The organism is Yimella lutea (genome assembly GCF_006715095.1).
GTDB classification, from domain to species: Bacteria; Actinomycetota; Actinomycetes; order Actinomycetales; family Dermatophilaceae; genus Yimella; species Yimella lutea.
The window spans coordinates 252,903-275,477 of sequence record NZ_VFMO01000001.1; the positions used below are offsets into that span (position 1 = coordinate 252,903).

Consider the following 22,575-nt stretch of genomic DNA (forward strand, 5'->3'; position numbering starts at 1 on the left):
GTACAGTCGATACTGATAGGCGACATTGGGGGCGCCAGTAGTGCACTCGATCCTCAGTGTCCCATTACTCAGTGCGGATGAAATCGCCTTACTGCGACGATTCAAGAATGTCGTGATGATGCGCTTGTCACCGTACCCCTCCACCAACAACACGACATTGGCAGATTGCAGATTGTCCGCAACTCGAACACCTAGAACATCACGAATCTGACTCAGTGATGTCGCTTGCACCGCGCGGTTCTCTTGGATGATGATGTTCCCCGAGACATCACCCCGACCGACGAGCAAAGGACTGTGCGTTGTGATGACGACCTGCTGCTCTTGCGCAATCTCATCAAGGACCTTTCGGAGCTCGTGAACGGCCTTGGGTCGGTCGGGAGTCGGCGGCGTGCTCGACGATTTCCGACCGACCGGCTGAACCGTCCCAGCAGATGCCCAGACGACCAATCCCCGTCCCCGCTCCAGCAGTCGACGACATCGACTACCCGTGCACCTACCCGTGAGCTCACAGGCTGTACGCCCGAGTAACTTTACATAACTACTGCCGCGCCGATCGCCATGTTCCTGACCTGCAGAAACATCGCGACCCCTTGTCAGCGAGAACAGTTCTCACCTCGAACAAACTTCCAAGTTGTGCGATTCTCGATGCCAAAACGACCTGAAAACTGCCCCTACTTTGATCAAACCCCGATTCGACCAATGTTCGCTGCATCTCGACAGCAGCAGCAGGTCATCAACTCAGAAGTTCTGCGCCATGTCCTTGAATCGCGAGTAGTGGCCCTGGAACGCCACCGTGATCGTGTCGGTCGGGCCGTTACGGTGCTTGGCCACGATGACGTCCGCCTCGCCGACGCGCTCGGACTCCTTGTTCGTCTGGTCTTCACGGTGCAACAGGATGACCATGTCGGCGTCCTGCTCGATGGAGTTGTGGACGCTGATTCCGTTCGCCACGAAGTTGTGGGCGCCGAGCACGGTCGCGTCGAACGTCTCCTCCAGACCGTCGAGTTCGACCGACTTCACGGTGTCCCACATGACGTCGTTGATCGCGAACAGTTCGAGGTCTGCCGAATCCAGCACTGCCGCAACGCGGCCCAGGCGCTCGCGGCTCGGGGCGCGCTTCCACATGGTCGACCCGCAGAACTGCGAGTCCATGGCCGCGGCGAACTCACGGTGCGTCATCCCCTGATCAGACATGACCTGCTTGACGGTGTCCCAGACCTGCACCGGCACGGTGTCGACGTTGGTGTTGTTCTGCTTCTCACGAATGATCCCGAGCAGTTCGGCCGCCTGAACCGACCGCGCACCGTGCACCCCGATCTCCTGGAGGAATCGGCGCTGACTGTCCGATCCGGAGACGTCGATCGTGTACCCGTCGCGGTAGTTGCCCTCGCGGGTCACTCGCGTACGCGTCGAGATGCCGAACCGCAGCAGCAACTGGCTCAGGTCGTCCACGAGCCGGCGCGAAGTCGAGGCGTAGTAGATGCGCCCACCCGACTTCGACTTGTTGACGGTCACCGATCCGTCGGTCGCCCAGATGTGGTTGATGAACAACGCGATCTGACGCTTCGAAGCAAGGAACATCGACTCCGGCACGAATTTCTCGTGGCTACGAAGCCCGAACAGTCCGAGTCCGTCAAGCCATTCGGTGATCGGGTTTCGCTTTCCATGATCGAGCCGATACGGCGCGCGAAGTCGCAAGGTCGTGCAGCGAGCAGCCGCGTACTCGTCTCGCACCGAGACGATCCCGAAAGCGGACAGCGCCGCTTGAGAAACCACTTCCAGGTTCGCCTCGTCGATGGACGCGTACCGCAGCGGTTGACCCTTCACAAACGACCCGTCGCCGATGAGATGCGCGAGCAGAATGATCCGAGCCTTGTCGTCCCACGGTTCGAACCTCTCCGGCGCCGGCACGTGCCGCGGGACGGCGACCCGGTCGCCTTCCTTGAGGTCACCCAGCGCGCGCCATCCGTCGTACGACATGAGGGGGTGGTTCTCGGTGAGTCGCAACGTTTTTCCGGACACCAACGTCAACCGGAAGACCGGCTTCACACCGCTGCGGAACGCATGCGTCATCGTCCGAGTGACCAAACGCTGCCGGTCGTCCAGGGCCCAGACCGGGACGTCCTTCTCTCCCGATGCAACCAACTCACCGATGGTGATCTCAGCCCCGGTGTCGGCGCGCAGGATGCGGGAGTCGGCCGTCAGACAACCCGATTCGCGAAGGTCGCTCATCTGCGGACGCTTGTCGGTGCGCTGCTCCGGGCCTCGGTTCAGCTGCGAGATCGCGATGACCGGCACCTCGAGTTCCTTGGCAAGCAGCTTCAGCGCACGCGAGAACTCCGACACCTCCTGCTGACGCGATTCGACCTTCTTGCCGGACGTCATCAGTTGCAAGTAGTCGATGACGACGAGCTTGAGGTTATTGCGCTCCTTCAACCGGCGGCACTTGGACCGGATCTCCATCAGCGACATGTTCGGTGAGTCGTCGATGAACAGAGGAGCGTCGGAGATGCGGCCCATCGTCTTGGCGAGCTTGGCCCAGTCCTCGTCGCGCATCGTGCCCTTGCGCATGTGCTGCAACTGGATCTCGGCCTCGGCCGACAGCAGACGCATCGAGATCTCCACCTTGCTCATCTCCAGACTGAAGATGACCGAGGTCATGTTGTTCTTGATCGACGCAGCGCGCGCGATGTCCAGACCAATTGTCGATTTGCCGACAGCCGGCCGGGCGGCGATGACGATCATCTGGCCCGGGTGCAGACCGTTGGTCAAGGTGTCGAGGTCGTGGAAGCCGGTGGGCACACCGGTCATCTGACCGCCGTGCGAGGACGCGGCCTCGATCTCGTCGGCGGTCTGCTCGACCACCTCGCCCAGGCGCACGTAGTCCTCGGTGTCCTTGCCGGCGGTGACCCCGAAGATCTCCGCCTGCGCCGCATTGATGACGTCGACGACGTCTCCCCCGCCGTCGGACTGCCCCATCTGCACGATGCGGGTGCCGGCTTCGACCAGTCGGCGCAGCACCGCCCGCTCGGCGACGATCTGCGCGTAGTACCCGGCGTTCGCCGCGGTGGGCACCGACTGGATCAGCTCGTGCAGGTAGGGCTGGCCGCCGACCCGCTGCAACTCGCCACGCTTGGCGAGTTCGTCGGCGACGGTGATCGCGTCGGCCGGCTCACCGCGTCCGTACAGGTCGATGACCGCTTCGTAGATCATCTCGTGTGCCGGGAAGTAGAAGTCGCGGCCGTTGACGACCTCCGCCGAGTCGGCGATGGCGTCCTTGCTGATCAGCATGCCGCCGATCACCGACTGCTCGGCGTGCCGGTCCTGCGGCGGAACGAGGCCGGGCGCGTTGCCGCCGGAGTGGTCGGAGCCACCCGAGTCGGCGTACGCCGGGTTCAGATCGTCCACGACATGCCCTGCTTCCTGCTGCTCTGAACTCCCGACACCACTGCACCAGCCACCACCGACAACGACCTCATGCGCTGTTCGACACCGGGCTGACAGGGAACCGTACGACGCGGTTCACCGACCCGCCAAACAGTCGGCTCACCTCCCTGTGCGCAACCTGGGGACAACGTGTGTGACCGGCTGTGGAGCATTGCTCACAGGCTGTGGACAACGCTGTGCATAACGTGGAGAGGCGGCACTGACCTGCAAAAACAGATTGTTCACAGCTGTACCACTGGGTGAGACACACTCCGTTCCCCCCTCTGAGGGTGCGAACACGAATCGGCCCGCACGACCGGATAGCTGGTCGTGCGGGCCGTGACCCGGGGGCTGGAATCAGCCGTTGGTGCTGGTGACGAACACGCCACTGGAGTAGTTCGTGCCACGCTCGACCGAGTTCGGCAGCGAGTGCGAGCGCCAGGTGTTGCAGTCGATCAGGCCGAAGTGCAGGTGCGGACCGGAGGAGTTTCCGGTGTTGCCCGACGTCGCGATGGGCTGTCCCTGCGCGATCGGCTGACCGGCCACCACGCGGTACGCCGACAGGTGGAAGTACACCTGGCACGCGCCGGAGGCGTCCTTGATCCGGACGTACATGCCGCCGCCCATGGAGGTGTACCCGGTGTCCTGCACCACGCCCGCACGCGAGGCCACGATCGGGGTGCCGACCGGCATGCCGAAATCGATGCCGTGACGGTTGTAGGAGGTGTGGTGCGACCAGGATCCACCGGGACCCTGGGTGATCTTGAACGTGCCCCCCTTGGCCCACGGCATGCGGTACGGGCCGCTCGGGTCGCCGACGGACGGGGTGGCCGGTCCGGTCGTGTCCGTAGTCGTGGTGCCGGGAGTGGTCGTCGTTCCGGTCCCGGTCGTCGGACCGCCGGTACCCACACACGGGAAGCCATCGAGTGCACGCCAGGTGGCCGAGTCCACGGTGCCGGTCACGGGAAGTGACTTGGACGCCTGGTAGGCACGCACCCGGGCCAGCGTGGCGGGACCGAACGAACCGTCGACGGTCAGCCCACCCAGGCGCTGCTGCGCGGTACGAACCAGATCGCCCGTGCTGCCGAAACGCAGCGTGGAGACACGGCAGACCTTGCCCTCGCCGGCCTTGCCCGGAAAACCACCGAGCGCCGCCCACGTGGCCGGACCGACGCGTCCGTCCACATACAAATTCTTGGACGCCTGGTAGGACATCAGACGGCTCTGCGTCGCCGGTCCGAACGATCCGTCGACGACCAGTCCGCCCAAGCGCTGCTGCAGCGTCTTGACCAGCTCACCCTCCGAACCGATGGACAGCCAGACGACGTTCTGCGCCGCAGGCGTGCGAACCACCGACGGTGCTGCCTTGGGTGCTGCCGCGGGTGCAGCGGTCGGAGCGGCCGCTTCTGCTGCTGGCGCCAGCACCGTCGCCGCACCGGTCGGGACGGTGACGGCGACACCGACTCCGGCCATCAGGCGGGGCGAGGTGATGGCACCGGCCGCCGGGTTGGGGCGTCGCTTCAGGTGGCGGGGTGCGGGGGAAGTGCGGAGCAAGATGTTCAGCCTTTCGGGGGTCGGGCGCGACGGTTCGCAGTCGGGGGGGCTCGTCAGCTGACGAAGCGGCCGAAACCGGTGGGGGTGTTGTAGATCGGCTGCAGACGAACGACCTGGCCCGGGTACGGAGCCGCGATCATCCTTCCTTCGGACACCCAGATACCGACGTGGTAAGCAGGCGAACCGAAGAAGACGAGGTCACCCGGCTGCGGCGTGCTGACCTTGGTCAGGAAGCGCTGCTGCGCGCTGGCCACGCGCGGGATCGACAGACCGACTTTGGCATACACGTACTGCGTCAGGCCCGAGCAGTCGAAACCGCCGGAAGGAGTCGCTCCGCCCCACACGTACGGGATGCCGAGGTACTGCTTGGCGGTGTCGATGATGCGCTGGCCCACCGTGCCGTCGGCCGGCGGTTCGGGGGTGGTCGGGGGGTGTGCGATGTCGCAGGGGAATCCACCGATGGCCGCCCAGGTCGCGTCGTCGACGACTCCGGTGACCGGCAGACCCTTGGACGTCTGCAGCGCACGGACCGAGGCCAACGTTGCCGGGCCGAAGACACCGTCGGCAAGAACGTTCCCACCCAGGCGCTTTTGCAGTTCGACGACCACGGCACCGGTCGAGCCGAAGCGGACGGTCGTAACATCGCAGGCCGCAGGAGGCGTGACCGGGGGCGGGGTCACCGGGGGAACGGGCGGCTCCGGGGTGGTCGGCGGCTCCGGAGTGACGGAGGTGGGGAAGCCACCCAGCGCCTGCCAGGTCGCCGGACCGACGACACCATCGACGTACAAGTTCTTCTGCGTCTGGAAAACACGCACCGCACGCAGTGTGGCCGGACCGAAGTCACCGTCCACCACGATGTTCAACCGCTGCTGGACGACCTTCACCAACGCACCGGACGAGCCGTAACTCAGGCTCACGACACCGTCGGTCCGCGGCGGGGTGGTGGGCGTCCCCGGCGTAGGCGGTTGCGGGGTGGTCGGCGGAGCCGGCGGCTCCGCAGTGACGGAGGTGGGGAAGCCACCCAGTGCCTGCCAGGTGACCGGACCGACGACACCATCGACATACAGGTTCTTCTGCGTCTGGAAAGCACGCACCGCACGCAGTGTGGCCGGACCGAAGTCGCCGTCCACCACGATGTTCAACCGCTGCTGGACGACCTTCACCAACGCACCGGACGAGCCGTAGCGCAGGCTCACCACATTCGTCGGCGCCGTAGGAGCCGTCTTGACCGGCGTCGCGGCGATCGGCGTCGCGGCGATCGGCGTCGCGGCCGGTCGCGCTGCCTGAACCGGCGCAGCGGCTTGCGCCGGGGCTGTCATCGTGCCGACAGCCGTCGCGGGGACGGCGAGGGCCGTTCCACCGAGAACGAGGGACTTGCGGGCGGCAACCTTGCCCAGGAGACCCGGGCGCTGCTTCTGGTGCCGAGGCGTGGTGATCGTCATCGGGCCCTCTCGATACGTAGTCCGTCGTACGTGTCTTCGGTCAGCCGCTCGCTCCTGATCGGTCAGGGTGACGACGTCCCGGTGGACCGGGGACGGGCTGCCGGAAGGACTATGCCCGCTCTGGGAGTTCTGGGGTAGTCGTGAGTGATGTAAAGCGGCGTGTCAGTTCTTGCACATGGGATTCATGTGACGTATGTGGCAACAGCGACAACCCGGAAGACGGTGGTTGAACGTGCACATTTTCGCGCCATCATTGACATCTGGCGCCGCACGCATACCAGGGGCGCCGAACGGACGAATCGAACGACACGCCGAAACACGGGTTTCTTGTAATTATCTCGCATCTTGAGATATCGGACGTCACGGCGACGTCGACCGTCGACGAAGTAGCATGTGCGCAGCAATTTCCGCCGGCCCTGCGTGCGTCCCGATCACGGCCAACTCGGTTGTCGCACAGCCGACTTGGCCACCACGCCTGAGCGCACAAACGCGCCGATGTCGAACGACGTCCCGGCACACGATTCGGTTGGTCAAGCGTGCATCACGACTTCCCGACACAGCGCGAGGGCTGGCCTTCGTCGCCCGAAAACGCAGCTTGCCCCGCACCGATCAGGTGCGGGGCAAGCTGAGATGTCGAGCAGGGGCTGACGATCAGTAGCGACCGTAGTTCTTGTAGCCCCAGATCTTCTTGGTGACGATGGAGGTACCGGGCATACGCGCGGACACCTCGTAGCCGTTGCCGGCGTAGATCGACACGTGGTACGCCGGGAAACCGGAGAAGACTAGGTCGCCGGGCACCGGGCTGTAGACGCGGCGTGCGCCGGCCTGCTGGGCACTGGCGGTACGCGGAATGCTCTTGCCGGCCTTGCGATGGACGTACTGCGTGAAGCCGGAGCAGTCGAAGCCGTTCGGCGTGGTGCCGCCCCAGACGTAGGGAACACCGTGGTACTGCTGCGCGATGCGAACGATGGACGACCCGCTGGTGCTCGTGCGCGGTGCGCTACGCGAGACGTACCCGCCGCCGGGCACTCCACCGAGGGCGCGCCAGGTGGAGTCACCGACATAACCGTTGGCATAGATACCGGCTCGGCGCTGAACCGACTTGACCGCCCAGAGGGTCTGCGGACCGTACGAACGGTCCTTCGCGATGGCGTAGCCCTTGCGCTGCAGGCGGTACTGGAGCAGTTCGACCCAGTAGCCACGTGCGCCGTAGCTGACGTTGTAGGCACCGGCGGCCTTGATCGGAGCGGCCTTGGCCGACGATGCGACCGCGGCGGGAGCCGGAGCTGCGCTGGCGGACTCGGACAGAGCGACCGGAACCACGGTTACGGTGGCGGCTGCAACAGCCAGACCGCGGCGGCTCACGATGGAGGAGACGACGCTCTGCTCCTGCTTGAGATGGCGAGGCTTGTAGGAACCCATTGCGGGGAAGACCCTTCGGCACTTGACGACGTGTTGACAAAGCTGCGCGGTCGACCGGAAGTGGTCGGCCGCGGTACTGCTGAGCGCTTCTGCTTCCCCCAAGTCAGCGTGGCGCCCGCACTACTTTGCACCAAACTCGGTTCGGTTCCGAACCGGAGGCAAAATTTTCGTCAAGGCTGCACACAGGGCTCCGCAGGGGCCCTCGACGAGGAGTCGCTCAACGGCCAACCACCCGGCCGTGACCATTCCGTGATTATCCGCGCTATTGCAGGCATGTCGGGACTTCGGCTTAACCGCCCGACAGGGACCCTCCACACCCCTCTCGCGCGTCCACATCGTGGGATCTTTGTGTCCCAATATTCGAGATGGCACCCAGCCCGGTGGGCCGGTAGCGTGTCCCACATGCGCGATTCCGCTGCACAGGCGCCACCCATTTCACTTCAGTACCGTCGACCTCGGGCCGGCAGCGGCCTGTGAACCGCGACTCATCCGCGATGGACGTCGCCCCGGTCGATCCACGCGACGTCCTCCGTCTTGCCGTACCGGCTTTCCTCACGCTCATTGCCGAACCGTTGTTCCTACTCACCGACAGTGCGATCGTGGGTCACCTCGGCACCGTGCCGTTGGCTGCTCTCGGAGTTGCGTCCGCCGTCCTGCTCACTGCCGCCGGCGTATTCGTCTTCCTGGCCTACGCGACGACCTCGGTGGTGGCTCGTCGTATCGGTTCCGGGCGACGGACGGCAGCCCTCGAGGCCGGGGTGGACGGTATGTGGTTGGCGATTCTGCTCGGCGTCCCCACCGCTGCCGGGGTTGCGGTCTTCGCCGAGCCGTTGTGCCGGGTCATGGGAGCGGACGGCGCCGTCCTCGATCCGGCAGTCACCTACCTGCGGATCGCCGCACTCGGCATCCCGTCCCTGCTTGTCGTGTCGGCCGCCACCGGAGTCCTGCGGGGCTTCCAGGACACCCGCACTCCCCTGGTCATCGCCACCGCGGGCTTCACCGCCAACGCGATCCTCAACTATCTTCTGGTGTATCCGCTCGACCTCGGTATCGCCGGGTCGGCGATCGGCACGGTGATCGCGCAGAGCGGCGCCGCGGCGGCCTTCGCGTTCCTGGTGTTGCGCCGGGCAGGTGCGGCGGGTGCCCGTCTCGCCTTCCACCCCGGGGACGTCCTGGCGGCGGCCCGTGTCGGCGCCCCGCTGCTGGTCCGCACCATCGCCCTGCGTGCGGCGTTCCTGCTCACCACCTGGGTGGCAGCCGCCCTCGGAGTGATCCCGCTGGCTGCTCACCAGGTCGCGATGAACGTGTTCAGCCTCCTCGCCTTCGCCCTCGACGCCCTGGCCATCGCCGCGCAGGCACTCATCGGTACCGGCCTGGGCGCCGGGGACGCTCCCTACGCGCGGCGCGCCACGTCCTTGATGACCCGCTGGGGCTGGCTCGGCGGACTCGGGTTGGGCGTGATCACCGCCGCGTCCGCTTGGATCCTTCCCCCGCTGTTCACCTCCGACCCGCAAGTGCGCTCGACTCTCACGGTCGCGCTCCTGGTGCTGGCGGTCACGCAGCCGATCTCCGGAGCAGTGTTCGTGCTCGACGGCGTCCTGATGGGCGCCGGAGACAACAGGGCTCTCGCATGGCTGTCGATCGCCACCCTGGCCGCGTACGTGCCCGTGCTGCTGCTCGCGCGCGAGCTGGGCACTTCGAAGTCACCGCAGGTCGGCATCGCCCTGCTCTGGGGAGCGCTGGCCTGGTTCATGGCGGCGCGCTGGTTCGCGTTACGGCAACGCGCGCGTTCGGACGCGTGGCTGGTGGTCGGTGCGCGCTGAAACCGGGACAGAAATGACTGCGACTCCGCTCGTGACGAGCGGGGCCGCAGTCGTGACTGCCGGGTCGAGCCTTACTTGGCGGCGACCACGTTCAGCTTGAGGGTGGCAGCGACCTCGGGGTGCAGGCGCACCTCGACCTCGTGCTCACCGAGCGAACGGATCGGCTGCTTGACCTGGATGGTGCGACGGTCGACGTTGCCGGCACCGGCGTCCTTGACCGCGTCGGCGATCTCGGCGGTGGTGACTGCACCGAACAGGCGGCCGGACTGACCGGAGCGTGCCTGCAGGTTGACCTTCGCGTTCTCCAGCGAGCCCTTGAGCGCCTTGGCGTCGTCGAGCGACTTCACCGCGCGGACCTCGCGGGCCTTGGTGATCGACTCGACCTGCTTTTGGCCGCCCTTGGTCCAGGGGGTGGCCAGGCTGCGGGGAAGCAGGTAGTTGCGGGCGTAGCCGTCCTTGACGTCGACGACGTCACCGGCGGAACCGAGGCCGTGGACCTCGTGGGTCAGGATGATCTTCATGTCTGTGTCCTTTCCTACGCCGGGGCTCAGCGAGCCGACGACGAGTACGGCAACAGGGCCATCTCGCGCGCGTTCTTGACGGCGTTGGCGATCAGGCGCTGTTCCTGCACAGACACACCGGTCACGCGGCGGGCGCGGATCTTGCCGCGGTCGCTGATGAACTTGCGCAGCGTTGCGACGTCCTTGTAGTCGATCTTCTCGACCTTCGCCGCCTTCAGCGGGTTGGCCTTCTTCTTGGGCTTACGCACAACGGGCTTGGCCATCGTGGTGCTCTCCTTCTACTTCAGGGAGCCCGAGCGAACTCGGGATGGTGATGTTGATGAGTGGTACGGGATTCTCGCCCGCACCGGTTGAGTCAGGACTCGATCAGCGGTGGATCAGAACGGCGGTTCGTCGTAGCCGGGGCCGGCGTTCCATCCGCCGCCCTGCTGGCCACCACCGGAGTTGCCCCCGGAATTGCCCCCGCCGTAGTTGTTCGAACCACCGGTGGCCCACGGGTCCTCCTGCGGCGCACCGCCGCCGAAGTTGCCGCCCTGGCCGGAGCCGCCCTGCTGTCCGCCACCGAAGTTGCCGCCGCCACCGCGCTGGGTCTTGTTGACCTTTGCGGTTGCGTAGCGCAGCGAGGGGCCGACTTCGTCGACGTCCATCTCGACCACGGTGCGCTTCTCGCCTTCCTTGGTCTCGAACGAACGCGACTTCAGGCGACCCGACACGATCACGCGCGAGCCGCGGTTGAGCGACTCGGCGACGTTCTCGGCGGCGTCACGCCACACCGAGCATCGCATGAACAGCGTTTCGCCGTCCTTCCACTCGTTGGTCTGACGGTCGAACTGCCGCGGCGTGGACGCCACGGTGAAGTTCGCGACAGCGGCTCCGGACGGCGTGAACCGCAGTTCCGGATCCTGAGTGAGGTTGCCGATGATGGTGATGACGGTGTCGCCTGCGGCCATGGTGTTGTCCTAACTCGTGACGAAGAGGAATCAGGCGTCGGCGCGCAGCAGCTTGGTGCGCAGGATGGACTCGTTGAGACCCAGCTGGCGGTCAAGCTCCTTGGCGGTTGCCGACTCCGCGGTCATGTTGACCACGGCGTAGATACCCTCGGACTTCTTCTTGATGTCGTAAGCCAGGCGACGGCGGCCCCACAGGTCGATGTTGTCGACGGTGCCACCATCCTTGGTCACGACTGCGAGCATCTTGTCCAGCGAGGGCTGGACCGTGCGCTCGTCAAGCTCGGGGTCGAGGATGATCATGAGTTCGTACTGACGCATGCGTAAACCCACCTCCTTCGGTCTTGAGCGGTCACGTCGATCTGACGTGACAGGAGGTTTACTGCGTGTCCTGCGTCCCGGTAGCGGCGCCGACGGCGTCGTCCACGGTGAGCAGAACGTCGGTCAGTCTAGAGGCGGTCGCTGACAATCAGCGAATCGCGGCCGTCGCCTGTGGAGAAGCCGGTCCCTTCGTCCGCGGCTGTGGACGACTGCCGTGTCGTCCATTCCTCGTGCCGCGCGGCACCGTCCGGGTCATGGAAGTCCTGAAGTTCCTCGGCCGTCTCCCAACTGATCCAGGTGATCGCGCCCCAGGCGATCAACCGGATGAGAGCGAACACCAGGTACAGGGCTGCCGGGACGCCCTTGTCGACATCGGAACGTGAGGCGATGTAGAGCATCGTCAACACGAAGTACGCGACCTCGACCCCGGCCCACAGCAAGTGTTCACGCCAACGGACGGCGGTGAGCGCGAGCAAGGGAAGGATCCACAGCGCCTGCTGCACCGGGAAGGTCTTGCCGGTGGCCATCACGATGACCAGCATCGTGAGCGCAAGGGGAGGCAGTGGCGTCAGGTGCCTGGGACGACGCACCAGGTACACGCCCACCAGCAGCGCCAGCACCCAGCCGGCGACCACCAGCCAGGTCGCGGTGGACGCAGCGACCGGAACCTTCAGCAGGGTCAGCACGAACCACGGTGAGCCGTAGCCGGGTGCTGCCGCGTTCCAGGTGCGGTACACGGTGAAGGGATCGCCACCGGCGAGATGAGCGACCCCGAAACAGACGACGACCACGGCCGTACCTGCGGCGAGCAGACGGGTCAGGTCGGCCGTGCGCCGGTCGCGCAGAGCGACCAGCACAATGGCCGCCACGATGATCAACGGATACGTGCGCGCCATGACCGCCGCGCCGAGAAGCACACCGGCGGCCAGCGAATTGTCCCGGAGCCAGAGGACCAGGCCGATGGTCGCGAGCGCGACACCGAACGCGTCGAAGGAGACGAGCGAGGCGGTGATCAGCACCGGGCTGAGCGCCAGGTGAGCGGCGAGCCAGGGGGTGTCACGCAGGGCGCCGGCCAGCGCGATCACTGCGGCCGCCACCGACAACGCGATCACGACTGCCCCGAACGCGAAGTAGTACTGCTGGACCGCGAGGGTCGAGCCGTCCGGCGTGATCTGTCGGATCACCCAGTGCAGGACAGCGGTCAGCACCGGCTGGTTGTCCCCCGCCGACCCCTTGGCCCACGGCCCACCCTCGGTGGTGAGCCCGACGGCCAGGTCGGAGTAACAGGTCCGCCACAAGGAGTCGGGCGCTCCCCAACCGTTGCTGATGCAATACGCCTTGCTCAACGCGCCGAGCGCCACCATCACAGACGCGAGCGCACTGAGCACCGTCACCGAGTAGGAGATGCCCCGTCGACCGACTGCGGCGTAGCGCCCGACGGGTCCGCCGATCACCTGACTGCTCCAACCGGCGACCCCCTCCCCGCGACTGGGGACGGTGAGGCGCAGGTCGTCGTTCGCGGGCCCGGTCACGCTGCGCAGGATACGACGGTCACGACGAACGAAGCGATCAGGGAGCCGGGACCGATGCCGGTGCGGCCGGTGCGGTGGGTTGGGCGGCCGGTGCGGTCGGCTGCGGCACCGTCGTGGTCGCCGGTGGACGCGTAGTGCTGGTCGGGACCGACGGCTGCGTCGTGCTCGGCGGCGCGGACGTCGTCGTCGGTGCCGTGGTGGTGGACGTGCTGCTCGACGTCGTGGTCGAGGGCGGCGACGAACTCGGCGTCGAGGTCGGGCTCGAGGTCGGCGACGACGTGGTCGTCGTGGTCGTCGTGGTCGTCGCGGACGGCGCCGGCCTCGATGACGTCGCCGTCGGACGGCGGGTCGTCGCGGGCGGCGGCACGTACTCGGTGGCAGGCTGCTTGCCCTTCACGTTGCCGGGCTCCGGCAGCTTGGCAACCGGTTGCCCCTTCAGTGCCGCGTTCATGTATTCGGCCCAGATCGTCGCGGGCACGGCACCGCCGTAGAACTCGGCTCCGGCGGCTTCTCGCAAGGAATCGGTACCGTCACCGGCGTACATACCGACCGACGTGGTGAGCTGGTTCGGGGTGAAGCCGGAGTACCAGGCGGCCTTGAACTCGTCGGTCGTGCCGGTCTTACCTCCCGAGGGACGCGTGAATCCGGCACCCTGCAGCGACGGGTAACCGGTGCCTCCTGCCTCGTTGACGCCGGCCATCGCGTTGACGACGTCAGCGGCGACGTCCTTGTCGATGGTCTGTTCGGTCTTCGGCTCGGCCGCGTAGGAGTAGTCACCGGTGACGCTGGCGACCTTGCTGATGAAGTACGGAGTCGCGCGCTTCCCCTCGCTGCTGATCGTGCTGTAGGCGCGAGCCATGTCGATGACGCGTGTCGAGGCGGTACCGAGGATGTTCGTGGTGTCGTCGGCCAGGCCGGGGCTGGTCTGCGGAATGCCGGCCTTGATCGCCGCGGCACGGGTCTTGGCCGGACCCATCTCCATGTTGAGGCGAAGGAATGCCGTGTTGACCGACTTCTTCATCATGAACGACAGATCGACCGAACCGTAGGACACACCGAGGTTGTTCTGCAGCGGCTTGTCGAGACCGGGCAGCTTGACCGGGCTGTTGCCGTCGAAGCGGCTGTTCAGGCTGTAGCCGTTCTCCAATGCACCGACCAGGCCGAAGGCCTTGTAGCTCGATCCTCCCTGCGGAGCGGCTTGGGTCGCGGAGTTGTAGTTGTTCTTGCGGTAGTCCTTGCCGCCGTACATCGCGACCACGGAGCCGTCCGGCTTCTGCGAGACCAGTCCGGCACGCAGCGGGATCGACGAGACCGCGGGGACGTTGTCCTCGACGGCCCGGACGGCAGCGTCCTGCGCGTTCTTGTCGATCGTCGTCGTGATCCGCAGACCACCGCGGTCGATGTCCTCGTCGCTGAGCTTCAGCGTGCTCTTCAACTCGTTGCGCACCGAGGCGGTGATGTAGCCGGTCGGCCCGCTGCCGTACGTCGGCGCCTTGCGCGGCTGCACCGCCGGGAAGCGGATCTGGTCCTTGGCCTGCTGAGTCATCCAGCCCATGTCCACCATGCCGTTGAGGACGTAGTCCATGCGTCCACGGACGGCGGTCTTCGCGCGCTCGCCGTTGGCCGGGTCGTAGATGCCCGGGGCGTTGATCACCGAGGCGAGGAATGCACCTTCGGCCGGGGTCAGCTTGGAGACGTCCTTGTCGAAGTAGACCTTCGAGGCCGACTGGATGCCGTAGGAGTTACGCCCGAAGAAGATGTTGTTCAGGTAGTTCTTGAGGATCTCGTCCTTGGTGTACTTGCGGTCGATCTTGATCGAGATCATGACCTCTTTCAGCTTGCGGCTGACGGTCCTGTCCTGAGTCAGGAAGTAGTTCTTGACGTACTGCTGAGTGATCGTCGAACCACCCTGCTGCTGACCGCCGCGCAGGTTCGTCCAGAACGCACGCACGATGCCGGTCGCACTGACCCCGTTGTTGGTGTAGAACTTGCGGTCCTCGGCGGCCAGGAACGCCCGCTGGACGTGCAGCGGCACCTTGGCAAGTTCGACGTCCTCGCGGTTGACCGAGCTGAACCGGTCAAGCTCGGTCTTCCCGTCGTTGTAGTAGACGATCGAGACCTGCTTGGCGGCGTCGGCGTTCGGCTGCGGGATTTCGGTGCGCATGTAGACGAAGACGAGGGCGGCGAAGCCGAGCAGGCCGAGGATGACGAAGCCGAGCATCGTGCGCAGCGCAACCTTGAGCCACAGCGGCTGGTTCCTGCGTCCGGAGCGCCTTGCCTCGCCACGTCGACCGCCGACGGCACGGCGACTGCTGCGCTGTGCGGGGCGGGATTCCTGCGAGTCATCGGTGTCTGCCACCGAACGAGCGTAACGCCAGATTCGGGCAACCCCGGTCCGTGCGTTATCAGGTGACTCGGTCGCGAGTGTTCGCGGGTGACCGGCGACACGCCGATGTATCGACTCGATACATCGGATGAGCTATCGTCGTGCAGACAAAGTAGTTCTATGTCAGCTCTCACGAACATTGCACGTGTTTGTTTCTCAAAAGGTGGTCCCATGTCTCGCCGTGGCGCCACCCTTGAGTTGGCTGTCCTCGGGCTGCTGCACGAACAGCCGATGCACGGGTACGAACTGCGAAAGCGCCTGGGCGGAATCCTCGGAGCCTTCCGGGTGGTGTCGTTCGGATCCCTGTACCCGTGCCTTAAGTCACTGGTGTCCCGCGGATGGATCACCGAGCACACCGATTCGGCGGCCTCCAAGCGTGCCCGGATCAGCTACGAACTCACCGCCGAGGGCAAGGAGCAGTTCCAGACACTCATGGAACAAGCCGGCCCGGCGACGTGGGAGGACGACAGTTTCGATGTCCACTTCGCCTTCTTCGGTCGAGCCGACCGCGAGGTACGACTGCGCATCCTCGAGGGCCGGCGCACCCGGCTCGAGGAGCGACTCGACACCGCACGCGACCAGGCCAGGATCCGGCGCGAACGCAGCGACCGCTACACCGCCGAGCTGCACCGACATGGTCTGGAGTCGACCGAGCGCGAGGTGCGCTGGCTGACCGAACTGATCGAAACCGAGCGCAATTCATCACCCGACCCCTCCGGGTCACCGCACAAGCCCTGACAACAAGGAGATTCACTCATGGGTTCCATTCGCGTCGCCATCGTCGGCGTCGGTAACTGCGCCAGCTCGTTGGTGCAGGGTGTCGAGTACTACAAGGACGCGGACGCCACCGCGACCGTCCCCGGTCTGATGCACGTGAAGTTCGGCGAATACCACGTCAACGACGTGGAGTTCGTCGCTGCGTTCGACGTCGACGACAAGAAGGTCGGCAAGGACCTCGCCGAGGCGATCAACTCCTCGGAGAACAACACGATCAAGATCTGTGACGTCCCGACCTCCGGCGTCGAGGTGCAGCGCGGCCACACCCTCGACGGCCTGGGCAAGTACTACCGCCTGACCATCGACGAGTCCGCCGCCGAGCCGGTCGACGTGGTCAAGGCGCTCAAGGACGCCGAGGTCGATGTCCTCGTGTCTTACCTGCCGGTGGGTTCGGAAGAGGCCGACAAGTTCTACGCCCAGTGCGCGATCGACGCCGGCGTCGCCTTCGTCAACGCGCTCCCGGTCTTCATCGCCTCCGATCCGGAGTGGGCGGCGAAGTTCGAGGCTGCAGGCGTGCCGATCATCGGCGACGACATCAAGAGCCAGGTCGGCGCGACCATCACCCACCGCGTGATGGCCAAGCTGTTCGAGGACCGCGGCGTCGCGCTCGACCGCACCTACCAACTCAATGTCGGCGGCAACATGGACTTCAAGAACATGCTCGAGCGCGAGCGCCTTGAGTCCAAGAAGGTCTCCAAGACCCAGGCCGTCACCTCCAACCTGCACGGGTCCCTCGCCGGCGTCGGTGCCGACGACCGCAACGTGCACATCGGTCCCTCGGACTACGTCGCCTGGCTGGACGACCGCAAGTGGGCGTACGTGCGCCTGGAGGGTCGCGCCTTCGGTGACGTGCCGCTGAACCTGGAGTACAAGCTCGAGGTCTGGGACTCCCCCAACTCGGCCGGCATCATCATCGACGCCATCCGTGCGGCGAAGATCGCCAAGGACCGCGGCATCGGCGGCGCTCTGTTGTCGGCGTCGTCGTACCTGATGAAGAGCCCGCCCGAGCAGCGCGAGGACACCGAGGGCCGCACCAAGCTCGAGGCATTCATCAAGGGCACAGAAGAACGCTGACGAAGGAAGCGTGCTTCGTGGGTGCCCGCAGGTTGAGTAAGCCCTGCGGCTGAGGGACGAAGCCGCAACGGGCGCATCGAAACCCGGGCACAGAAGAACGCTGACGAAGGAAGCGCGCTTCGTGGGTGCCCGCAGGTTGAGTAAGTCCTGCGGCTGAGGAACGAAGCCGCGACGGGCGCATCGAAACCCGGGCACAGAAGAACGGTAGTTCGACGTGTCGAAAGGCCCCGGTCGCTCACGCGACCGGGGCCCTTTCTCCTTTCAGCCGGAACCGACTCGGGTGTGAGACCCGTCACCTCTTCCGTGGGTGCGCAACCCGGCGCTCCACAGGAGGGGGTAAGTCATGAGGAACATGAAAATCACCGGTTCCTTGGCGGTTGCGGGGGCGATCGCGATCGGTGGAATCGGGCTGGCGAACGCCGGAGGCGCTTCGGCACACAGCGCGTCGGACGTCATCCGTCAGGGGTGCGGTTCGGGCTATTCCGTCGTGAAAGACGGACACCGAGGCATCTACAAGAACGGCAAGAAGTGGGGGGACGTCTACCTCACCTACAACGCAACCAACGGGATGAACTGTGTCGTCACCCGCAAGGTGGCCTGGCACGGCACGTACACCCCGACGCTCGCGCGTCTCGACGTGGCGAACGACGGTCGCGGCTACGTGCAGGACTGGAAGAAGTACAAGTACTTCGCAGCCACGAAGGCGTACGGCAAGGGCAAGTGCGTCGCCTACTGGGGCGACATCCGTCCGGGCTGGGACGCCAGGCCGCACGCGTCCGCCGGCCGCTGGACCTGGGGTAACTGCGGCTGACACCCAGCACATGAGGAAGGCCCCGGCGTGATGCCGGGGCCTTCTTCATGCGTGCTCACAACTGCAGTTCGGACGTCTTCTGCTGTGCGAACTTCTGGCTGACGAAGGCGTGGCTGGCCAGGATCTGCTCGGCTCCGAGTTCCTCGGCCCGCTCCATCACCGCGTGGACGCCGTCGGACAACAGGTCGAGTTGCTCGTTGAGAAGGTCCTGACCGGTGCGTCCGTCGCGCAGCGGGCTGGTGTCGGCCCGTGCGGGCGACAACGCGAGGTAGGCCCCGATCGCCTCGACCGCGAAGTCGTGCTGGATCTGCTCGACCTCGAAGCGCAGCTTGTCGCCGGCCGGGCCGCGCTCGTCGATGTAGGCGAGCGCCTCGAAACATTGCAGGTTGAGCGCCTTGGCGCGTTTGGCACTGTCGGACGGCAACCGCGGGTGCTGCGAGAGCACGGTGAGGTTCTGCGGCTGCGGCATCGGCTGGGCGCCCATGTGGGAGAACGCCTGCGGCACCGGCTGCGTGACCGGCCAGGCCAGCGGTGGGGGCCAGCTGTTGGCGACGGCCTTGCCCTTCGGCTTGGTGGATTTCGAGCCGTTCATCAGCGAGATCGCCGTCGCGACCACGAGCGGGATGAAGACCCACCCCGCCCCGAAGACACCGAAGGCGGCGGCCGTTGCCAGCACCCGCAGACCGTGGTTGCTGTGCTTCTTCAGGATGTTGCCGCCGGCGAACGCGAAGCAGGCCGCGAGTGTGATTCCTGCCGCCGGGTGCACCACCCAGCCCGCGCCGAGGACGGTCAGCATCAGCATCAGTACGGCGAGGATGATCGCGCGCCGGTTGCCGTCGGGGCCCTTCTGCCAGACCACGCCCGCGTACATCGCGAGCAGCAGACCGGCGATCGGGTGGACGATCCACATGACAGCTCCCTTCGAAGCGGGCTCACCTGTCGTTTCAGAGTACGTCGCGTGGACGGGGTTGGACAGGTGCCGACAACTACTGTCGGGTCAACGCCCGGACGGCCTGTCGGGTTTCCCCGAACCTCAGCAGGGCCTCGGTGAAGGCGTTGAGGTCCTTGGTAGGACGAGCGCCCCGGCAGCACCGAACACCGACGGGTCGAAACTGTTCAGCGGGTAGGTCTGTTGCCGGCGAACGCGGTACCGACCAGGAACGGACCCTTCGTGCCGGCGGTCGTCGGGTAGCTGGTCTGATTCACCCCGGCCGGCTTGAACACACGGCGCTCGAGCAGTTGCGGGAGCTTCTGTGGCTCCGGCTGATCTGGCGACATTGACGTTTTCGGATCGGCCGCGCCGACGGACCCGGCGGCATAGGCTCACCACAGTCATCTGGTCACCTGCTTGGTCACATTCGGAACGAGGAACACCGTGCGCACCGACACCTTCCTGCTCGACACCGCCGACGAGACGCCGGTCTTCGTCCACTGCTGGTCGCCGGAGGGCACTCCGCGCGCCGCCGTCCAGCTCGCGCACGGGATGGCCGAGCACGGCGCCCGTTACGAGCGGTTCGCCCAGGCACTGACCGACGCCGGGTATGTGGTCTACGCCGGTGACCACCGCGGCCACGGCAAGACGGTCCGCGACCCGAACGACGTCGGTTACTTCAAGGACGAGGAAGGTTTCGACGCCGTCGTCGACGACATGTCCGTGCTCACCCAGCGGATCAAGGCCGACCACCCGGGCCTGCCGGTGTTCCTGTTCGGCCACTCGATGGGATCGTTCCTCTCGCGGATGTACGTCACGAAGTACGGATCCGAACTCGCCGGCTTGGTGCTCTCGGGCACCGGTGGATCGGCCGGCCCGCTCGGCAAGGTGGGCCGCGCAATCGCCGGCGTACAGGCGAAGGTGAAGGGTCGCCGGCACCCGTCCGGCCTGATGAACAAACTCACCTTCGGCCAGTACAACGCCGCCTTCAAACCGGCACGCACCGACTTCGACTGGCTCTCGCGCGACGAGGCCGAGGTCGACAGGTACATCGCCGATCCCAAGTGCGGCGAGCTGTTCACGGCCGGGTTCTACGCCGACCTGCTGCACGGACTGGAGCGGGTCAACGACGACAAGGTCGTTTCGGCGACCCCGGACGATCTGCCGATCCTGCTGGTGTCCGGCAGCAACGATCCGGTCGGCGGCAAGGAGGCCAAGGGCGTGCGCGAGGTGGCGGCACAGTTGCGCACGACGGGCGTCCGCGAGGTCACGACGACGATCTATCCCGAGGCTCGTCACGAACTGCTCAATGAGACCAACCGCGACGAGGTGACCGCCGACCTGCTCGCCTGGTTCGACGCACATCTTCCCCAGCAGGGGACCAGCGCATGATGGACGCGACCACGCTGCGCAGCAACACGGTGTCGGACGTCGTCCGCCGAAGTGCCGCGCGATTCGGCGACCGGGAGGCCGTGCGCTTCGGCGACCGCACCTGGAGCTACCGCGAGTTGGACGACGCGGTCACCCGGGTCGCGCACCACCTGGCCGGTCTTGGACTCGAACCGAAAGCGCGCATCGCAACCCTCGGCAAGAACTCCGACGCCTACCTGATCGCGTTCCTGGCCTGCGCACGCGCCGGGTTCATCCATGTGCCGCTCAACTACAACCTGCTCGGCCGCGAGCTCGACCACCTGATCAACAACAGCGCAAGCACGCTCGTCCTGGTCGATCCCGCGTTCGCCGCCCGCCTCGACGACATCGAGCACCAGCCGTCCGCCGTCATTACGCTCCGCGACGCCGGCGACTCTATTCTCGCTGTGGCACAAGGTGATTCAACACCCGACTTCGAGGAGCGCGGCCGGGACACCGACACCGTCCAGTTGCTCTACACCTCCGGCACGACATCGGCTCCGAAGGGCGCGATCATGTCGCACCGGGCGCTGGTCAGCGAGTACGTGTCGTGCATCCACGCGCTCGACCTGCACCCGGACGACAACCCGTTGCACGTGATGCCGCTGTACCACTCGGCGCAGATGCACGTGTTCGTACTGCCGGGGCTGATGATCGGTCAGACGAACACGATCCTCGAAGTGCCCGAAGCAGCGGACGTCCTGAACCGGCTGGCGAACGACGGTCACCGTTCGTTCTTCGCAGCACCGACACTGTGGGTGGGCATGGCGAATCACCCTGATTTCGAACGACTTTCGTTCGGTGGGCTGACCAAGGCCTACTACGGGGCGTCGATCATGCCGGTGCCGGTGCTCAAGAAGTGGCAGGCGAAGGCGCCGACTGTCGGTTTCTACAACTGCTTCGGTCAGAGCGAGGTCGCACCACTGACGACGGTGCTGCGACCGGAGGAGCACGAGGCGCGTCCGGACAGCGCGGGCAAGCCGGTGCTGTTCGTCGAGGCACGGGTCGTCGACGCGTCCGGCGACGACGTCCCGACCGGCGAATGCGGTGAGATCGTCTACCGCTCACCGCAGTTGTGCGACGGCTACTGGAACAATTTCAAGGCCACCGAAGAAGCGTTCGCCGATGGCTGGTTCCACTCCGGCGACTTGGTGCGCCAGGACGAGGAAGGCTACATCTTCGTCGTCGACCGCATCAAGGACGTCATCAACACCGGCGGTGTGCTCGTCGCGTCCCGCGAGGTCGAGGACGCTCTTTACACCCACCCCGGCGTCGCCGAGGTCGCGGTCGTCGGGGTGCCGGACGAGAAGTGGGTGGAGAAGATCGTGGCGTTCGTCGTGCGCCGGCCCGAAGCGTCCGACCTGGACGTCGAGACGCTCACCGAGCACGCGCGCACGCAGGTGGCGTCCTTCAAGGTGCCCAAGCAGATCGAGTTCATCGACGATCTGCCGCGCAACGCGTCCGGCAAGATCCTCAAACGCGAACTTCGCGGCTGACGAACGAGCCCGCCCCACCGCGACGGGGGTTCGCGGTGGGGCGGGGGCTTGCTTTGCGGTCAGGCCGCGGGCGGATCAGGCCTGACGAATCGCGGAAATTTCGAACTCCAAGGTGACCTTGTCGGAGACCAGGACGCCGCCGGTCTCGAGGGCTGCGTTCCAGGTCAGACCGTACTCCGCGCGGTTGACGACGGTCTTGCCCTCGAAGCCGACACGCTGGTTGCCGAACGGGTCGGTGGCCCCACCCTCGTACTCGAACTCGATGGTAATCGACTTGGTGAGGTCCTTGATGGTCAGGTCGCCGGTGACGACGAGGTCATCGCCCTTGGCCTGGACGTCGGTGCTCTTGAAGGTGATCGTCGGGTACTTCTCGACGTCGAAGAAGTCGGCGCTCTTCAGGTGCCCGTCACGGTCGGCGTTGCGGGTGTCGACCGATGCGGTGTCGATCGTGACGTCGATGGACGCATCCTGCAGGTTCTCACCGGTGACGGCCTTGCCGTCGACCTCGTTGAACGAGCCGCGGACCTTGGTGACCATCGCGTGGCGGACCACGAAGCCGATGCGGGTGTGCGACGGGTCGATAACGTAGGTGCCGTTCAGCGTGTCGATACCGGACATATGTAGTGCTCCTTGTTGAACGCGGTGCGGCCGAGCCGGCGCCGCAGCTGTTGTTGACGTGTCACCAACAATAGAGGTGTTATT

At 65.8% G+C, this 22,575-nt stretch carries 19 protein-coding genes; 6 read left to right on the plus strand and 13 right to left on the minus strand.

Annotation, left to right across the window (positions count from 1 at the left end; genetic code table 11):
• Positions 1-738 precede the first annotated feature (738 nt).
• The 4 genes from FB459_RS01240 to FB459_RS17665 form a co-directional block, all read right to left on the minus strand.
• Positions 739-3,408 (minus strand): replicative DNA helicase, encoded by a 2,670-nt coding sequence (locus tag FB459_RS01240; protein WP_170221639.1) that lies wholly within the window; start codon positions 3,406-3,408, stop codon positions 739-741.
• 375 nt (positions 3,409-3,783) lie between these two features.
• Positions 3,784-4,980 (minus strand): peptidoglycan DD-metalloendopeptidase family protein, encoded by a 1,197-nt coding sequence (locus tag FB459_RS01245; protein ID WP_141927176.1) that lies wholly within the window; start codon positions 4,978-4,980, stop codon positions 3,784-3,786.
• A 53-nt stretch (positions 4,981-5,033) separates the two neighbouring features.
• Positions 5,034-6,422, minus strand: a complete 1,389-nt coding sequence (locus tag FB459_RS17475) for a C40 family peptidase (RefSeq protein ID WP_141927178.1) — start codon at positions 6,420-6,422, stop codon at positions 5,034-5,036.
• Between the two features lie 651 nt (positions 6,423-7,073).
• Positions 7,074-7,844 (minus strand): C40 family peptidase, encoded by a 771-nt coding sequence (locus FB459_RS17665; protein ID WP_239702815.1) that lies wholly within the window; start codon positions 7,842-7,844, stop codon positions 7,074-7,076.
• Positions 7,845-8,317: 473 nt separating this feature from the next.
• Here FB459_RS17665 and FB459_RS01260 point away from each other — a divergent pair, with 473 nt between their 5' ends.
• Entirely contained in the window at positions 8,318-9,667 is a 1,350-nt protein-coding gene (locus FB459_RS01260) for an MATE family efflux transporter (RefSeq protein WP_240796046.1), read from the plus strand.
• Positions 9,668-9,738: 71 nt separating this feature from the next.
• On the opposite strand, the gene rplI is transcribed toward FB459_RS01260, so the two are convergent.
• The 6 genes from rplI to FB459_RS01290 all read right to left on the minus strand — a co-directional run bounded on the left by rplI (position 9,739) and on the right by FB459_RS01290 (position 15,347).
• Positions 9,739-10,188 (minus strand): 50S ribosomal protein L9, encoded by a 450-nt coding sequence (rplI, locus tag FB459_RS01265; RefSeq protein ID WP_129626473.1) that lies wholly within the window; start codon positions 10,186-10,188, stop codon positions 9,739-9,741.
• Positions 10,189-10,214: 26 nt separating this feature from the next.
• Positions 10,215-10,451, minus strand: coding sequence for a 30S ribosomal protein S18 (gene rpsR / locus FB459_RS01270; RefSeq protein ID WP_115921520.1), 237 nt, complete (start codon positions 10,449-10,451; stop codon positions 10,215-10,217).
• Positions 10,452-10,565: 114 nt separating this feature from the next.
• A complete protein-coding gene (locus FB459_RS01275) occupies positions 10,566-11,138 on the minus strand; it encodes a single-stranded DNA-binding protein (protein ID WP_141927179.1) in 573 nt (190 codons plus the stop codon).
• A gap of 30 nt (positions 11,139-11,168) precedes the next feature.
• Entirely contained in the window at positions 11,169-11,456 is a 288-nt protein-coding gene (gene rpsF / locus FB459_RS01280) for a 30S ribosomal protein S6 (RefSeq protein WP_129626477.1), read from the minus strand.
• A gap of 128 nt (positions 11,457-11,584) precedes the next feature.
• Positions 11,585-12,988, minus strand: a complete 1,404-nt coding sequence (locus FB459_RS01285) for a glycosyltransferase family 87 protein (protein WP_141927181.1) — start codon at positions 12,986-12,988, stop codon at positions 11,585-11,587.
• Positions 12,989-13,025: 37 nt separating this feature from the next.
• Complete coding sequence (locus FB459_RS01290) at positions 13,026-15,347, minus strand: transglycosylase domain-containing protein (protein ID WP_141927183.1); 2,322 nt, start codon at positions 15,345-15,347, stop codon at positions 13,026-13,028.
• A gap of 198 nt (positions 15,348-15,545) precedes the next feature.
• Here FB459_RS01290 and FB459_RS01295 point away from each other — a divergent pair, with 198 nt between their 5' ends.
• The 3 genes from FB459_RS01295 to FB459_RS01305 all read left to right on the plus strand — a co-directional run bounded on the left by FB459_RS01295 (position 15,546) and on the right by FB459_RS01305 (position 18,036).
• The gene (locus FB459_RS01295) at positions 15,546-16,112 is read left to right on the plus strand and encodes a PadR family transcriptional regulator (RefSeq protein ID WP_141927184.1); all 567 of its coding nucleotides are present in this window, start codon (positions 15,546-15,548) and stop codon (positions 16,110-16,112) included.
• A gap of 18 nt (positions 16,113-16,130) precedes the next feature.
• A complete protein-coding gene (locus tag FB459_RS01300; RefSeq protein ID WP_141927186.1) occupies positions 16,131-17,225 on the plus strand; it encodes an inositol-3-phosphate synthase in 1,095 nt (364 codons plus the stop codon).
• A gap of 343 nt (positions 17,226-17,568) precedes the next feature.
• Positions 17,569-18,036, plus strand: a complete 468-nt coding sequence (locus FB459_RS01305; protein WP_141927187.1) for a hypothetical protein — start codon at positions 17,569-17,571, stop codon at positions 18,034-18,036.
• Positions 18,037-18,091: 55 nt separating this feature from the next.
• Here the strand turns inward: FB459_RS01305 and FB459_RS01310 are convergent, their stop codons facing one another.
• Both FB459_RS01310 and FB459_RS17060 read right to left on the minus strand, forming a co-directional pair.
• Positions 18,092-18,946: a hypothetical protein gene (locus FB459_RS01310; RefSeq protein WP_141927188.1), complete on the minus strand. Its 855-nt coding sequence runs from the start codon at positions 18,944-18,946 to the stop codon at positions 18,092-18,094.
• 206 nt (positions 18,947-19,152) lie between these two features.
• On the minus strand, positions 19,153-19,314 hold the full coding sequence (locus FB459_RS17060) for a hypothetical protein (protein WP_168990273.1): 162 nt from the start codon (positions 19,312-19,314) through the stop codon (positions 19,153-19,155).
• A 97-nt stretch (positions 19,315-19,411) separates the two neighbouring features.
• Between FB459_RS17060 and FB459_RS01315 the strand changes: the two genes are divergently transcribed.
• Both FB459_RS01315 and FB459_RS01320 read left to right on the plus strand, forming a co-directional pair.
• Positions 19,412-20,359 carry an alpha/beta hydrolase gene (locus FB459_RS01315; RefSeq protein WP_141927189.1) on the plus strand — a complete coding sequence of 316 codons (948 nt, stop codon included), beginning with the start codon at positions 19,412-19,414 and terminating at the stop codon, positions 20,357-20,359.
• Positions 20,356-21,873, plus strand: coding sequence for a fatty acyl-CoA synthetase (locus FB459_RS01320; protein ID WP_342771004.1), 1,518 nt, complete (start codon positions 20,356-20,358; stop codon positions 21,871-21,873). Before FB459_RS01315 ends, FB459_RS01320 begins: the two co-directional genes overlap by 4 nt.
• Positions 21,874-21,948: 75 nt before the next feature.
• Here the strand turns inward: FB459_RS01320 and FB459_RS01325 are convergent, their stop codons facing one another.
• Positions 21,949-22,491: a YceI family protein gene (locus tag FB459_RS01325; protein ID WP_129626493.1), complete on the minus strand. Its 543-nt coding sequence runs from the start codon at positions 22,489-22,491 to the stop codon at positions 21,949-21,951.
• Positions 22,492-22,575: the final 84 nt, after the last annotated feature.

Coding starts and splice junctions, on each gene's coding strand:
- rplI (WP_129626473.1), bottom strand. CDS start 10,188: ATGAAGATCATCCTGACCCACGAGGTCCACGGCCTCGGTTCCGCCGGT.
- FB459_RS17665 (WP_239702815.1), bottom strand. CDS start 7,844: ATGGGTTCCTACAAGCCTCGCCATCTCAAGCAGGAGCAGAGCGTCGTC.
- FB459_RS17475 (WP_141927178.1), bottom strand. CDS start 6,422: ATGACGATCACCACGCCTCGGCACCAGAAGCAGCGCCCGGGTCTCCTG.
- FB459_RS17060 (WP_168990273.1), bottom strand. CDS start 19,314: ATGTCGCCAGATCAGCCGGAGCCACAGAAGCTCCCGCAACTGCTCGAG.
- FB459_RS01320 (WP_342771004.1), top strand. CDS start 20,356: ATGATGGACGCGACCACGCTGCGCAGCAACACGGTGTCGGACGTCGTC.
- FB459_RS01305 (WP_141927187.1), top strand. CDS start 17,569: ATGAGGAACATGAAAATCACCGGTTCCTTGGCGGTTGCGGGGGCGATC.
- FB459_RS01325 (WP_129626493.1), bottom strand. CDS start 22,491: ATGTCCGGTATCGACACGCTGAACGGCACCTACGTTATCGACCCGTCG.
- FB459_RS01310 (WP_141927188.1), bottom strand. CDS start 18,946: ATGTGGATCGTCCACCCGATCGCCGGTCTGCTGCTCGCGATGTACGCG.
- FB459_RS01275 (WP_141927179.1), bottom strand. CDS start 11,138: ATGGCCGCAGGCGACACCGTCATCACCATCATCGGCAACCTCACTCAG.
- FB459_RS01295 (WP_141927184.1), top strand. CDS start 15,546: ATGTCTCGCCGTGGCGCCACCCTTGAGTTGGCTGTCCTCGGGCTGCTG.
- rpsF (WP_129626477.1), bottom strand. CDS start 11,456: ATGCGTCAGTACGAACTCATGATCATCCTCGACCCCGAGCTTGACGAG.
- FB459_RS01300 (WP_141927186.1), top strand. CDS start 16,131: ATGGGTTCCATTCGCGTCGCCATCGTCGGCGTCGGTAACTGCGCCAGC.
- rpsR (WP_115921520.1), bottom strand. CDS start 10,451: ATGGCCAAGCCCGTTGTGCGTAAGCCCAAGAAGAAGGCCAACCCGCTG.